At 54.6% G+C, this 14,588-nt stretch carries 13 protein-coding genes; 8 read left to right on the top strand and 5 right to left on the bottom strand.

All coding sequences use genetic code 11. The features are described 5' to 3' along the window. Positions 1–21: 21 nt before the first annotated feature. Positions 22–1,488 (top strand): PLP-dependent aminotransferase family protein, encoded by a 1,467-nt coding sequence (locus ACIGCM_RS04515; protein WP_397500816.1) that lies wholly within the window; start codon positions 22–24, stop codon positions 1,486–1,488. Between the two features lie 42 nt (positions 1,489–1,530). On the opposite strand, the gene ppnN is transcribed toward ACIGCM_RS04515, so the two are convergent. The 5 genes from ppnN to ACIGCM_RS04490 all read right to left on the bottom strand — a co-directional run bounded on the left by ppnN (position 1,531) and on the right by ACIGCM_RS04490 (position 8,108). Beyond that, entirely contained in the window at positions 1,531–2,904 is a 1,374-nt protein-coding gene (gene ppnN, locus ACIGCM_RS04510; RefSeq protein ID WP_397500815.1) for a nucleotide 5'-monophosphate nucleosidase PpnN, read from the bottom strand. A gap of 275 nt (positions 2,905–3,179) precedes the next feature. After that, entirely contained in the window at positions 3,180–4,220 is a 1,041-nt protein-coding gene (locus ACIGCM_RS04505; protein WP_397500814.1) for a DUF2157 domain-containing protein, read from the bottom strand. A gap of 230 nt (positions 4,221–4,450) precedes the next feature. Then, positions 4,451–5,911, bottom strand: coding sequence for an ATP-dependent RNA helicase RhlB (gene rhlB, locus ACIGCM_RS04500; RefSeq protein ID WP_397500813.1), 1,461 nt, complete (start codon positions 5,909–5,911; stop codon positions 4,451–4,453). Positions 5,912–6,052: 141 nt separating this feature from the next. Continuing rightward, the gene (locus tag ACIGCM_RS04495; protein ID WP_397500812.1) at positions 6,053–6,991 is read right to left on the bottom strand and encodes a GGDEF domain-containing protein; all 939 of its coding nucleotides are present in this window, start codon (positions 6,989–6,991) and stop codon (positions 6,053–6,055) included. Between the two features lie 457 nt (positions 6,992–7,448). Beyond that, positions 7,449–8,108: an alpha/beta hydrolase gene (locus ACIGCM_RS04490; protein WP_397500811.1), complete on the bottom strand. Its 660-nt coding sequence runs from the start codon at positions 8,106–8,108 to the stop codon at positions 7,449–7,451. Positions 8,109–8,593: 485 nt separating this feature from the next. Here ACIGCM_RS04490 and ACIGCM_RS04485 point away from each other — a divergent pair, with 485 nt between their 5' ends. The 7 genes from ACIGCM_RS04485 (at position 8,594) to ACIGCM_RS04455 (ending at position 14,572) form a co-directional block, all read left to right on the top strand. Continuing rightward, positions 8,594–9,622, top strand: coding sequence for an amino acid ABC transporter substrate-binding protein (locus ACIGCM_RS04485; protein WP_397500810.1), 1,029 nt, complete (start codon positions 8,594–8,596; stop codon positions 9,620–9,622). Between the two features lie 97 nt (positions 9,623–9,719). Beyond that, the gene (locus ACIGCM_RS04480; protein WP_397500809.1) at positions 9,720–10,904 is read left to right on the top strand and encodes an amino acid ABC transporter permease; all 1,185 of its coding nucleotides are present in this window, start codon (positions 9,720–9,722) and stop codon (positions 10,902–10,904) included. A gap of 10 nt (positions 10,905–10,914) precedes the next feature. Next, positions 10,915–12,012 (top strand): amino acid ABC transporter permease, encoded by a 1,098-nt coding sequence (locus ACIGCM_RS04475; protein ID WP_397500808.1) that lies wholly within the window; start codon positions 10,915–10,917, stop codon positions 12,010–12,012. 11 nt (positions 12,013–12,023) lie between these two features. Then, a complete protein-coding gene (locus tag ACIGCM_RS04470) occupies positions 12,024–12,788 on the top strand; it encodes an amino acid ABC transporter ATP-binding protein (protein ID WP_397500807.1) in 765 nt (254 codons plus the stop codon). Between the two features lie 142 nt (positions 12,789–12,930). Next, a complete protein-coding gene (locus ACIGCM_RS04465; RefSeq protein WP_397500806.1) occupies positions 12,931–13,404 on the top strand; it encodes a nuclear transport factor 2 family protein in 474 nt (157 codons plus the stop codon). 151 nt (positions 13,405–13,555) lie between these two features. Continuing rightward, the gene (pcsA, locus tag ACIGCM_RS04460) at positions 13,556–14,266 is read left to right on the top strand and encodes a phosphatidylcholine synthase (RefSeq protein ID WP_397500805.1); all 711 of its coding nucleotides are present in this window, start codon (positions 13,556–13,558) and stop codon (positions 14,264–14,266) included. 3 nt (positions 14,267–14,269) lie between these two features. Further along, positions 14,270–14,572, top strand: coding sequence for a GIY-YIG nuclease family protein (locus ACIGCM_RS04455; RefSeq protein ID WP_397500804.1), 303 nt, complete (start codon positions 14,270–14,272; stop codon positions 14,570–14,572). The last annotated feature ends 16 nt before the right edge of the window (positions 14,573–14,588 follow it).

Genomic DNA, 14,588 nt, shown 5'->3' with positions numbered 1-14,588 from the left:
GTCAGTTTTATAGGGCCAATTATGCCGATACACGCACCGCTGCCAATTGACCTATCGGGTGTTCGCCTTGAACCAGGGCGCGGTTTGTCACGGCAGTTGTATCAGCGTTTGCGTGAACGAATCCTCGATGGCCGCTTGCCGGGCGGTGCGCGGTTACCGGCCAGCCGCGATCTGGCTGGCTTGCTCAATGTGTCGCGTAATACGGTGACCCGGGCATTCGACCAGCTATACGCCGAGGGCTACATCGAGGGGCGGGTGGGCGATGGCACCTATGTTGCGCAACTGGCCAGTGTAGTGGCTGCTGCACCGACTCAACACAGCAAGCCTGCACCCAGTGCGGCCCTGCGCTTACTTGATCAGCATCATTTATCGATACCGCCAGAAGGCGCGCCTCGGGCATTTCGAGTCGGTGTCCCGGCATTTGATTTATTTCCTTTTGAAACCTGGGCGAGGTTGTCGGCACGGTTCTGGCGTAAGCCGTCGCCTGCGCGGCTTGGCTATGGTGATCCGGCGGGTGACCAGCAGTTGCGCGAGTTGATCGTGGCTTATTTGCGTAACAGCCGTGGCTTGCAGTGTGATCCGGCGCAAGTGCTCATCACCAGCGGTGCCCAACAAGCCATCAGCCTCTGTGCGCAATTATTGGTGCAGCCCGGAGACCGGGTTGCGGTCGAAAATCCAGGTTATCGTGCGGCCGGGCATGCGTTTGCGGTTGCCGGCGCTCAGTTGCAGGGCGTTGATGTGGATGCCGAAGGCATTGATACGGCTGCGCTTGAGCGGCTAGGGCACTGTCGTTTGGCCTATGTCACGCCCTCACATCAGTACCCAACCGGCGTGACCTTGTCTTTGCAGCGGCGACTGGAATTACTCGACTGGGCAGAGCGTCATGACGGCTGGGTGATTGAGGACGATTATGACGGTGAGTACCGCTACAGCGGCACCCCATTGGCACCCTTGGCGGCACTCGACAGACAGGGGCGAGTGCTTTACGTCGGCACTTTTTGCAAGATCACTTTCCCGGCGCTGCGCCTTGGCTATTTGATTTTACCGGCCAGCCTGGCGGAGTCTTTTTCGCGGCGTCGCGCCTTGGATATGCGTCATTCCGAGATTGGCACCCAAGCGGTGATGGCTGAGTTTATTGCCGCAGGACACTTTCAGCGGCATATTCGCCGGATGCGCAGTGCTGCGCGCAGTCGCCGTGATGCACTCTTGGCTGGTTGGCCCAAGGCAATCACAGGCTGTGCAGCCATGCCAGCGGTCGATGCTGGCTTGCACCTGTGCATCAGAGTCGAGAGCCTTGCCCGCGAACAACAGTTGATTGCCGCTGCTGCGGCAGTCGGTGTTGAGATCAATGCGTTGAGCAGTTATTGGTTGCCCGACAGCACGCCAGCGCCTGATCAACGCGCAGGGTTGGTGATGGGGTTTGCGGCTGTAGATGAACAGCAGATTGAGGCCGCCTTACGCGCCTTGCGCTTGGCTTGGAAGCTGTAACGGGCCACCGAGCATTAGCCGCTCGGTGGCCGGTGCAGCCGCTTACTTCACCACACGGTAGCAGGGCACGTAATCGGCACCGCCCGGTAGCTTCATGCGGTGCTGGTCGACGAAGGCTTGCAACAGTTCGTCCAGCGGTTGCATGACAGCCGCATCACCATGAATTTGATAGGGTCCTTTCTCCTCGATCATGCGGATGCCTTTGTCTTTGACGTTACCTGCAACCACACCGGAAAACGCCCGGCGCAAATTAGCGGCGAGCTCATGGGCTGGCAGATTACGGCTTAATTGCAGGCTGGCCATGTTCTCGTGGGTTGGGTCGAACGGGCGCTGCAGGCTTTCATCGATTTTAAGCAACCAGTTGAAGTGGAAGGCATCGTTACGCTCGCGGCGGAACTGCTTCACTTCCTTCAGCCCGGCGGTCATGGCGCGGGCAACTTCGGGTGGGTTGTCGATGATGATTTGGTAATGGCGTTGGGCTTCTTCACCCAAGGTCGCGCCGACAAAGGCGTGCAACTGCTGGATAAAAGCCGCGGCGCTTTTCGGCCCGGTGAGAATAACCGGAAAGGGCAGTTCGCTGTTATCCGGGTGCATCAGGATGCCCAGCAGATAGAGAAACTCTTCAGCCGTACCCGCACCGCCCGGGAAAATAATGATGCCATGACCCACACGAACGAAGGCTTCCAGACGTTTTTCGATATCTGGCATGATCACCAGTTCATTCACGATCGGGTTGGGCGCTTCGGCGGCAATGATGCCGGGCTCGGTCAGCCCCAGGTAACGGCTGTTGTTGATGCGCTGCTTGGCATGGGCAATGGTTGCGCCCTTCATCGGCCCTTTCATCACGCCGGGGCCGCAGCCGGTGCAGATATCCAGGCTGCGCAGGCCGAGTTCGTGGCCGACCTTTTTGGTGTACTTGTACTCGTCTGTATTGATCGAATGACCACCCCAGCAGACGACCATTTTCGGTTCCAGCCCCGGCCGCAGGGTGCGAGCGTTACGTAGCAGGTGGAAGACGTAATCGGTGATGCCTTCTGAGTTGCTCAGGTCGATGCGCTGGCTGTCGAGCTCGTTCTCGGTATAGACAATATCGCGCAGGGCGCTGAACAACATCTCGCGGGTGCTGGCGATCATCTCGCCATCAACAAATGCATCTGCCGGCGCATTGAGTAGCTCCAGGCGAACCCCACGGTCTTGCTGGTGAATGCGTACTTCAAAGTCTTTGTAGGCGTCGAGAATGGTTTTCGCATTGTCGATCTGAGCACCGGTGTTGAGAATTGCCAGCGCGCATTGGCGAAAGAGTTTGTAAATGCTTGCTGAACCGGCTTCGCTGAGTTGCTGTACTTCTCGCTGAGAGAGGGTTTCGAGGCTGCCCTTTGGGCTTACGGAGGCATTTATTACATTTCTTTGGGCCATTCTTGGCTCCTTTAATAGGACCCTGTGGACTCACAACTGCCACAGGCGTCTAAAAATTGAACGCCAACTCCGGGCGTTATCCAGGCTTGCTGAGTGGTTGGGCTGGGCTCAAGCAAACCTGGCTGAAAAGCATGGGTAAGGCATAGTCAGTTCTACAACTCTGTGAGGCTAAGCGAAACCCCTTGAGAGAAAAATATCCCAACGATCAAGTGTTTAGCTCATTTTTTGTACAGCCAGTTTGAGCCAGACCGCTGAAAGGTCCATGTGGGTGTCTCTCAGCGGCGCAGTGCGGGCAGAAAACGCTGCCAGCTCGCCGGTATTTTGCTGCGCAGTTGCTCGCTGAAAGCATCTCGGCGTTTTTGATACACCAGGCCCAGCGCAATCACGGCCAGACCAAGCAGGCTGAGAATGATCGGAAATAACAGCGAATCGGCGAATACCTCATAGGATAAATAACCGAGATAAGTAGCCACGCCGAGGGCACCAAAGACCATAAACAGGCTGCGTCTAAGCAGCACTGCAACGGCCATCAAGCCCAGATTGATAAGGCAGTACAGTGCTTTGCCGAGTTCGCTATTGCTGTCCATCGAAGTCAGACCGCCCCAAAACGCCAATAGACCGGCAAGATAGCCCCAGAACGCATAATCACGCTGGCTGCGACCATCGACCCACAGGCTGGCGAGCAACACTAGTAGGCCAAACCACAGTGAGGTCCAGCGGCGCTGCTCCCAGTCGAACGAAGATCCGTACAGCAGTTCTGTCAGGTCCATCGACATAAACCAAAGGGCAATTGCCATTGGCATCACGATAAAAGGGAAGGGCAGCAAGCGGAGCATCAATAGACCTACGATCAGGGTACCGGCTTCCATCGCCAGCCAACCGCTCTGCACGTATTTGTAATAGTCGTTATAACTCCCTAAGCCGTCATCCTGTGGCCACCAGCCCATCAGGCGTTGCACCGCAAATATCAGCAACGGCGTCATGCTTACGGCCACGGCCCCCAACAAACCACCGGGAATCTGCTGACCGCATTGCCACATGCTGCGTCCGCACAGGGTAAACACCAGCATATAGGCTGCACTGATGAGTAGCAGCGCGCCTTCACCCAAGCTCATCCAGGCTTCGGTCAGCAGCCAGCCCATGGCACCGATGATCAACATCGCGCCGAAGTAATAGGCAACGTGAGCCAGTTGAAAACTCGCTTGCTCTGGATTTTTTTGCTGCAAAAAACTCAGTAGGGCAGCGTCTTGACCGGGGGCTAACACACCCGCAGCAACTGCCTTGTTTAAGTCGCCAGTTTGAATTGTCAGGCGCATTGGGACTCCATTTCCGCTATGAACTGCAGTTAAGTGTAGATACCGTCTTGAAACTCATCGTGCAATAGCGAGACTGCAATCAAACGCTTTACCGGATTTCAGGACCCTTAGGGTTTGGCACAGGCACCTATGGCGGATGAAAAGCGTCATCCATCTATGACAGCTTTTAGCTTATTTCAGGCACAAAAAAGGCGAAGCCTGTGGGCTTCGCCTGTTTCGATAGCGCTTGCTTAACCTCGGCGTGGTACAGGCTTGAGCAGTTCGTCTGGCGGCATCTCACAGGAGATTTTGCGCCCGAGCAGTTCTTCGATTGGTGGCAGTGCGTAGGCGTCATCTTCGCCGGCAAAGCTGATCGAGGTGCCATTGGTGCCCGCACGACCGGTACGGCCAATACGGTGAACGTAATCGTCCGGGTCTTCTGGCAGGGTGAAGTTGATGACGTGGCTGATGGCATCAACGTGGATGCCTCGGCCAGCAACATCGGTTGCCACCAGAACGCGGATCTTGCCTTCACGGAAACCTTCGAGCACCTTGATACGCTTGTGCTGGGCAACGTCACCTGACATTTGTGCGGCGCTAATGCCATCGCGGGTCAGGCGTTCTTCGATACGGCGAACTTCGTCTTTGCGGTTAGCGAAGACCATCACCCGAATCCAGTCATTCTGCGCAATCAGGTTGTACAACAGTTTGTATTTGTCGCTACCCGCGACGGCATACACGTGTTGTTCAACGGTGTCGCTGGCAACGTTTTCCGGTTCAATTTCAACAATGGCCGGGTTGGTGGTCCATTGTTTGGCCAGGTTCATCACGTCATCTGTGAAGGTTGCCGAGAATAGCAGGGTCTGGCGTTCACCTTTCATCGGTGTCTGGCGAATGATTTGCCGAACCTGCGGTATAAAGCCCATGTCGAGCATGCGGTCGGCTTCATCGAGCACCATCACTTCAACCATGTCGAGGTGGACTTCGCCGCGCTGGTTGAAGTCCAGCAGACGCCCCGGCGTTGCGACCAGAATGTCGCAATAGCGCGATTCCAGCAGCTTTAACTGTTTGTCGAAATCCATGCCGCCGACGAAACTCATGACATTGAGGCCAGTATATTTGGTCAGGTCTTGAGCATCTTTGGCGATCTGCACAACCAACTCGCGGGTCGGCGCGATAATCAGTGCTCGCGGCTCACCCATAAAGCGCTCTTTCGGCGGTGGGGTTTGCTGCAGTTGAGTAATGATCGAGATCAGAAAGGCTGCGGTCTTACCTGTACCCGTCTGGGCACGGCCAATCGCGTCTTGGCCGCTGAGGGTGTAGCCCAGAACGCCCGCCTGGATTGGCGTGCAATACGGAAATCCAAGGTCGTGAATGGCGTGCATCAATGTGGGGGTGAGGTTGAAGTCGTGAAAGCGGGTCTTGCCTTCAGCCGGTTCGACCGCGAAATCGCTGAGTTTCCAGTTATCAACCGGTTTGGCTGCGCGCTCACGGCGCGGCTTAGCAGCCTTGTGCGCGTCATTGCGGGCGGGCTTGGTATCCGTTGCTTCAGCCTTCGCCTTGCTCGAGTCACGGCTTTTATCGCGTGCTTTGCTGTTGCGGCTGGTATTGGCTGTTGTGCTATCAGGGTTGGCTGGCGCAGCGGGCGTACTTACGGGGCTTGGCTGCTCGCCGTCGGCTTTGCCGAACATTTTCTTAAGTGCTTTGAGCACGGTCATCTCGTCAATTGGTTAAGGAGTGAACTGCGCCAGTGTAAAGCAAGAACACGGCGCGGCGAAGTGCCACAGCCGATTGCTGCTCGTTAGCAGCGCATTCATTGGCTGTTCGCTACACAAGAAGGGGTGTTTGCGGGCTTACTGGCGTAGGCAGTTGCGGCCTTGTTGTTTGGCTTTGTACAGCGCGCTATCGGCCCGGATAAGCATGCTTTGCAGGGTGTCTTGGCTGTTCATGGATGACAAGCCAATGGACACGGTAACCCCGGGTAATGGGCCGGTGGGTGAATAAAATGTGGTGACAGCTTGCAAGCTCAGACGTAAGCGCTCACCAATGCTCAGGGCCTCATGGGTGTCCATTTCAGGCAGCAAAATGACAAATTCCTCACCGCCATAGCGGGCCAGGCTGTCTTTATTGCGTAACTGGTTTGTCAGTGTTTGCGCGACCATGCGCAGGGCATAGTCACCTGCGAGATGGCCATGCAGGTCGTTGTAGGCCTTGAAGTGATCAACATCGAGCATTAACAGGCTGAAGGGTTGCTCATTAAAGGCACAGCGTGTGGTTTCACGTTCAAAAATATGCTCCAGCCAGCGACGATTGAAGGTGCCGGTAAGGGTGTCGATATTGGCGTGCTGTTCGCTGCTGATAATGGTTCGGTTGCCTTGGCGAACCCGATCGCACAGCAACTCAAGCAGGTTTTGCATGAGCTGAGGCGAGTGCTGAAACAAATTGACCAGTGACGCTCGGTGCAATCGCAACACACGGCTGGTCTGGGTGGCAACCACAAACGCACAGGGGTGATCGTTGTCGATAAAGCTGATTTCGCCTGCACAGTCGCCAACCGATAATGTGCTGACGGGCTGGTTGTCGAGCGAACCCAGGTAAACTTTCAACTGGCCAGAGACTAAAACGTATAAATATTGGTTACGGGTGCTCGGCGACAGCAGGATCTCTCCGGCATCGATATCGTAAGCTAGAAACTCTTCAAGCAACTGCTCAATGTTGCTGAGCGCCACCTTATCGAACAGGCGCAGTTTATGAAGATGCTGTGCCTCGGCTTGCCAGTGGGCTGGTTTCACTGGTGCCACCGTGCGGCGCAGAAACGTATAACCCAACACATCCCTAGCGCTCCCCGCGTGATGAGTCTGATCTTGTCCCTATGAAGAGATTAGACAAGAACAATCATTGCAGTTTGTCGAGTGACCAGTGGCTGACGGGAGTAAGGCGGGAAGGGCCTGCATTTGCTGGCTTTCATTGAGCTTGGGTTGGCTAATGCTCATGCTTGAGCAGTTTAAGTACTCCGGCTACGCACTTATATCCAGATCCAGCTTAGCGATTGCCGATGAACATGCCGACCAGCGGTCATTGCAACACCCGCCGGCACAGGCGCCTAGCGTATGAAACCCCGAGGCTTGTGCAACAAGGTTCAACTAAAAGCTCAAGCACCTGTAGTGCAAGGGCGGATGAAAAACGCACCATCCGCCTCAAGGGTTTTGCCAACCCTAGGCATTGTTCGCGGATTTTATGGGGTGCACATTAGTCGCTCAGTTGGTTGAGCAGCCAGTCGCCAATGTCATGAATTTGCTGAGGTAACACCTCGTGAGCCATGGGGTATTCCTGCCATTTTGGGGCACATCCTTTACTTTTCAGCCAGTCATAGGCAGCGCGGCCCATGCTAGGCAGCACAACATCATCTCGGTTGCCGTGGAGGCAGTAAACCGGCAGTTGCTGTTTATCAGCAGGGAGGCTGATGTCATCTGCAAAGGTGGGGGCATAGGTCGATAACGCCAGTACACCGCCCAGTGGGCCGGCCCAGCGCATAAATGCAGCGTGATAAACCACCGCGCCACCTTGAGAGAAACCTGCGAGGAAAATCCGCTTGGGATCAATCCCGCTGTCGCGTTGTTCTTCTATTAAGGTAATGACTTGTTGCGCCGAGGCTTCCAGTTGCTCGCGATTTATCGCCCGCGCCGGGCTCATCGCCAGAATGTCATACCAGCTGGGCATCGCGAAGCCGCCATTAATAGTCACGGGCTGGGTGGGAGCTTGCGGCAGGACGAAGCGGGTGCTGGCTAAAACCTGCTGCAAGGCTTCGGCAACAGGCAGGAAGTCGTAGCGGTCTGCCCCTAAGCCGTGCAACCAGATGACGCACGCATCCGGTGCATGTGTGGGCTGAAGGATCAATGGTTCGCTCATGTTTGGCTCCATGCTGGTGCTTAGGCGCTAAATTGGTGCGCGCTAAGTTTTCGATAGTGGCTATTCTGTGAATTAGATGTCGCAAGGCTGCAAGTTTTGCTATTGACCCGTATTTATCACGCTAGTGGCACGTTGCTGGTACGGGGTTTGCTACATCTAACCGGACTGGTGATGTTGTCTGGTAGCAGTAACACTTTATTTATTGTTGCCAGATGCAGAGCAGACGGGAAGCCAATTTGATGGGGGTTTCCAAAAGGTTCGCCAAAAGCGGTTTTTTTGGTGATGAGCAAATTGCTATCCGTCTCACGTTCGTTCGACCAATGGACGTGCGCAAGTTCAAAGCCGATTGAAAAAACGGCGACATAACTCGCGCTAATGCTCAATCCATGGTTAATTGCGTCGCTGCCAACGTAATTGACTCACCCCATAAGGGTACGATGGTAGAGCTGAGACTCCAACACAACAAAAGCAACTGGAGGTTTTTAATGAAGATGGTGAAATCCACTCTGGCTATTCTGACTACCGCAGCAGTTCTCGGTGTCAGTGGCTTTGCTCATGCGGGCGCAACACTTGACGCGGTACAAAAGAAGGGCTTTGTACAGTGCGGTATCAGTGACGGTTTGCCTGGCTTCTCATACGCAGATGCCAAAGGTAACTACATGGGCCTCGACGTTGATGTCTGCCGTGCAGTTGCTGCAGCCGTTTTCGGTGATGCAACCAAAGTTAAGTACAGCCCATTGACTGCTAAAGAGCGCTTCACTGCGCTGCAGTCTGGTGAAGTTGATGTGCTGTCGCGTAACACCACCTGGACCAGCTCGCGTGATGCAGGCCTGGGTCTGAACTTTGCTGGCGTTAACTACTACGACGGCCAAGGTTTCTTGGTTAACAAGAAGCTGGGTGTTTCCAGTGCTAAAGAGCTCGACGGTGCAACTGTTTGTATTCAAGCCGGTACCACCACTGAGCTGAACCTGTCTGACTACTTCCGTGCCAACGGCCTGAAGTACACCCCAATCACTTACGATACCTCTGACGAAAGCGCCAAGTCGGTTGAAGCTGGCCGTTGCGACGTGCTGACTTCTGACCAATCGCAGCTATACGCACAGCGTATCAAGCTGGCTGCTCCTGACGAGTACGTTGTACTTCCAGAAGTCATTTCCAAAGAGCCTCTGGGTCCAGTGGTTCGTCAGGGTGACGAAGAGTGGTTTGACATCGTGCGTTGGTCCCTGTTCGCGATGGTTAACGCCGAAGAGCTGGGCATCACGTCGAGCAACGTAGAAGAAATGGCTAAATCGACCAAAAACCCTGATGTTGCCCGTCTGCTGGGTGCTGAAGGCGAATTTGGTAAAGACCTGAAGCTGCCGAAAGACTGGGCCGTTAAGATCGTTAAGCAAGTGGGTAACTACGGTGAAAGCTTTGACCGTAACGTCGGTGCCGGTAGCGATCTTAAGATCGAGCGTGGCCTCAACGCCCTGTGGAACAAAGGTGGTCTTCAGTACGCACCACCAGTGCGCTGACCGTCAGTGCTCGCACCCGTCCTGGGTGTGAGCATGGTTCTGATGATGTGAGCCCCATGCCCGCCGATGCGGGTGTGGGTGTTCCAAGAGGGCTTATATGCAAACTAGTGCAAATGCCTCTCGCCCTAAAGGCTCAGTCTGGACTGACCCTAAGGTGCGTGCGTGGCTATTCCAAATTCTCGCCGTTATCGCCGTTGTGGCGCTCGGCTGGTTCTTATTTGATAACACCCAGACCAATCTGGATAAACGCGGGATCACCTCCGGCTTCTCGTTCCTTAATAACAATGCGGGTTTCGGCATTGCGCAACACCTGATCGATTACACGGAAAGTGATTCCTACGGACGGGTCTTTGTTATTGGCTTGCTCAATACTTTGCTGGTTTCGGCTATCGGTATTGTTGGGGCAACATTACTGGGTTTCATTCTGGGTATTGCACGGCTATCGCCTAACTGGCTGGTCAACAAGCTGGCAACCATCTATATCGAGACCTTCCGTAATATCCCGCCTTTGCTGCAAATCTTCTTCTGGTATTTCGCGGTGATGCTGGCCATGCCGAGCCCGAGGCAAAGTCTCGAATTTGGCAGCATGTTCTTTATCAACAACCGGGGCTTGTACCTACCTTCGCCGGTGGCTACGGATGCATTCACCCCGTTTCTGATCGCGTTGGTGCTGACCATTGTCGCGATCATTTTCATGGTTCGTTGGGGACGCGCACGGTTTGAAAAAACCGGTCAACCTTTCCCGCTGTTGTTGACCTCACTGGCGATGCTGGTGGTGATTCCGGGCTTGACCATCGCCTTGACGGGTAATCCGTTGGCGTGGGAAATCCCAGAACTCAAAGGTTTCAACTTCCGCGGTGGCTGGGTGATGATTCCTGAGTTGATCGCCCTGACCCTTGCCCTGACGATTTACACCGCAGCCTTTATCGCGGAAATCGTCCGTTCGGGCATCCAGGCGGTTAACCACGGGCAGACCGAAGCCGCACGTTCCCTAGGGTTACCAGCCGGTAAGATCTTGCGTTTGGTGGTGATTCCGCAGTCGCTGCGAGTGATCATTCCGCCGCTGACCAGCCAGTACCTCAACCTTGCGAAGAACTCGTCTCTGGCCGCAGGTATCGGTTATCCGGACATGGTGTCTTTGTTTGCCGGCACGGTTCTCAATCAGACCGGGCAGGCGATTGAAGTTATTGCCATAACCATGAGCGTGTACTTGGCGATCAGCATCAGTATTTCGCTGTTCATGAACTGGTACAACAAGCGCATTGCGCTGATCGAGCGGTAAGGAGCAGCCCATGCAAACTCATACGTTTAAACCTGATCTACCGCCGCCGCGCATGAGCGTTGGCGCTGTGGGTTGGCTACGCAGCAACTTGTTCTCCAGTGTGCCCAATACACTGCTGACCATTGTCGCTGTGTACTTAATTTGGCTCATGATTCCACCGCTACTTGATTGGGCAATCTTCAGTGCTGATTGGGTGGGGACAACCCGTGCTGACTGCACCAGTGATGGCGCGTGCTGGGTGTTTATCCAGCAGCGTTTTGGTCAGTTCATGTACGGTTTCTATCCAACTGAACTGCGCTGGCGTGTCGACTTGGCTCTGTGGGCGGCGATTATCGGTGCGGCCCCCTTGTTCGTACCGCAAATGCCGCGCAAAGCCCTGTATGGCTTGGGCTTCTTGGTGATCTACCCGATTCTGGCTTATGTGCTGTTGCACGGCGGTCACTTCGGGTTAGAAAACGTACCCACCAGCCGTTGGGGCGGCTTGATGCTGACGCTGGTTATTGCCGCTGTCGGTATCGCTGGAGCCTTGCCGTTAGGGATTGTGCTGGCGCTTGGGCGTCGCTCAGAAATGCCAGCCATTCGGGTCATCTGCGTGACCTTTATCGAGTTCTGGCGCGGTGTGCCATTGATCACCGTACTGTTCATGTCCTCGGTGATGCTGCCGCTGTTCCTGCCTGAAGGCATGAGCTTCGACAAGCTGATGCGCGCGTTGATTGGGGTGATCCTGTTCCAGTCGGCCTATATCGCCGAAGTGGTGCGTGGCGGTCTGCAAGCCATCCCTAAAGGCCAGTATGAAGCGGCTGCGGCGATGGGCCTGGGGTACTGGCGGATGATGGGCTTGGTGATTTTGCCGCAGGCCTTGAAGCTTGTGATCCCAGGTATCGTCAACACCTTTATTGCGCTGTTTAAAGACACCAGCCTGGTCATCATCATTGGTCTGTTTGACCTGCTTAACAGCATCAAACAAGCGACCACAGACCCAGCCTGGCTTGGTATGTCGACTGAGGGCTACGTGTTTGCAGCCCTGGTCTACTGGATCTTCTGTTTTAGTATGTCCCGCTACTCCATGCATCTGGAGCGCAAATTGGACACTGGCCACAAGCGTTAGGAGCTAGTTAGATGAGTGAAGCAATTAAAAAGCCTGAAGCTGTGGGAAGCATGATCCAGATGCAGGGCGTCCATAAGTGGTACGGCCAATTCCATGTGCTTAAAGACATCAACCTGGACGTTAAGTCCGGTGAGCGTATCGTTTTGTGTGGGCCTTCTGGCTCGGGTAAGTCGACAACCATTCGTTGCCTGAACCGCCTCGAAGAGCACCAGCAAGGGCGCATTGTGGTTGATGGCACTGAGCTGACCCACGACCTCAAGCACATTGAGGCGGTACGTCGTGAAGTGGGCATGGTGTTCCAGCACTTCAACCTGTTCCCGCATCTGACTGTGTTGCAGAACTGCACATTGGCACCGATGTGGGTGCGCAAGATGCCTAAGCGTCAGGCTGAAGAAATCGCCATGCACTTTCTTGAGCGTGTGCGTATTCCAGAACAGGCCCATAAATTCCCGGGCCAACTGTCCGGTGGTCAGCAGCAGCGTGTGGCGATTGCCCGTGCCTTGTGCATGAAGCCAAAGATCATGCTGTTTGACGAACCCACCTCGGCACTCGACCCTGAAATGGTTAAGGAAGTGCTCGATACCATGATCGGTCTCGCCGAAGATGGCATGACCATGCTCTGCGTAACCCACGAAATGGGTTTCGCCCGCACGGTTGCCAACCGGGTGATCTTCATGGATAAAGGTGAGATTGTCGAAGAAGCTGAACCGAACAAGTTCTTCACCAACCCGGAGAACGAGCGGACTCAGCTGTTCCTCAGCCAGATTCTGCACTGATTGTCTGCGTCATAATCAGGGAGCCTTAGGGCTCCCTTTTTTATGCTTGCTGCCGCCAAGATGCATGGCGTCAGGGGGCTGCAACGCTGTTCGCGACGAAACGGCAACAGACCTTAGGTAAGGTCAGGGAGAAAACGACGCAATGAATCATTCCAACGCTCAATTAATTCAGCGCTTTTATGAGGCTTTCCAGCAGCTAGATGCTGAAACTATGGCCAGTTGCTACGCTACTGATGTGCGGTTTAGTGATCCGGTCTTCACTGATCTACGCGGTGATAATGTCGCCGATATGTGGCGGATGCTCACCCGTCGAGCCAAAGACTTCAGTCTGACCTTTGATAATATTCAAGCCGATGAACAGCAGGGCAGTGCGCAGTGGGTGGCGACCTATGTGTTTACCCAGACGGGCAACAGGGTGGTTAATCGCATTGACGCTCGTTTCAACTTTGCCGACGGCAAGATAATTGAGCACCATGACCAGTTTGATATGTGGCGCTGGGCTGCACAGGCACTTGGGCTCAAGGGACGCTTACTGGGCTGGGCACCGCCAGTGCAAAATGCCATTCGTGGTCAAGCGGCTAAAGGTCTAGCTCAGTTTCAAGCTGCACGCGTGTAAGTGTGCAAGCTGGCGTATCATGCTTTCAGTGAGCGAAGTTGAACGTAACGGGCAACTTTTCGGTCTGATGTGCATTGGCCTGATAAGACAGGCCTTCAGTTGTGAGAAATTTATAGTCATGAGCAAAACAGCGCCACTGAGAGAACCGACCATGCAAGGATTGCTGCTGCGACTGGCCCAAGCTAAAGCTTGGGGTGTTCATGCAATGACCGCCAGCGGGGTGATTCTGGCATTGCTGGCGTTGCTGGCCGTTCTGGATGGCAACCCGCGGGCATCATTATTGTGGTTGGGCTTAGCGCTGTTGGTGGATGGCCTCGACGGGACTCTGGCGCGTAAATACGATGTCAAAACTGTGCTGCCGCAATTTGATGGCACCACCCTTGACCTCGTCGTTGATTACCTCACCTATGTGTTCATCCCGGCGATTTTCATCTACCGTTTCGTGCCGCTGCCTGAATACACGCTACTGCTGTCCGTTGGCTTGATCCTGCTGTCATCGTTGTTTTGTTTCTGCAACGTCAACATGAAAAGTAAGGACAACTACTTTGTCGGCTTTCCGGCAGCGTGGAATGTGGTCATCGTGTATCTGTACCTGCTCGATAGCACGCCTTGGATGAATGTGGCCTGTATCGTGATCCTCTCTGCGCTGACCTTGAGCACCATGAAATTCCTGCACCCGTTCAGGGTTAAAGAATTTATGCCGGTCAATATCACCATGACCTTGATCTGGATGCTCTGTAGCTTGCTGCTGATTCTGCAGTATCCGCAGGCACCCGCCTGGTTGCTGGCATTGTGGGCAGTGTCTTCTGTGTACTTTGTGGCTGTCTGTGTTTGGCGCACGATGCGTGAGTGGCTGCGCTGACTGATGACGGAAGTGGTCATAAAAACCTGGTCGGTGTATCTGGTCAGAGCTGTGAACGGCGCACTGTATTGCGGCATCAGCGATGATCCTGTGCGCCGTTTTGCCAAGCACCAGAGTGGTAAAGGTGCGCGGTTTTTCTTTTCCAGCCCGGCGCAGGCCTTGGTATACACCGAAGCCTGCGCTGACAAAGGCGAAGCCTTACGCCGCGAGCGTGCAATCAAAAAGCTCAACAAGGCGGCAAAAGAGCGACTGGTGATAAGCCTCAAAGGCGATATCGCTGTGGCTGATACTGCGCTATCAACTTAATCGAGTTGTTCGCTAG

Origin of the sequence: Pseudomonas sp. NPDC078700 (assembly GCF_044542375.1) — a bacterium.
Classification (GTDB): Bacteria; Pseudomonadota; Gammaproteobacteria; order Pseudomonadales; family Pseudomonadaceae; genus Aquipseudomonas.
This window is presented reverse-complemented; position numbering and strand designations above follow the sequence as displayed.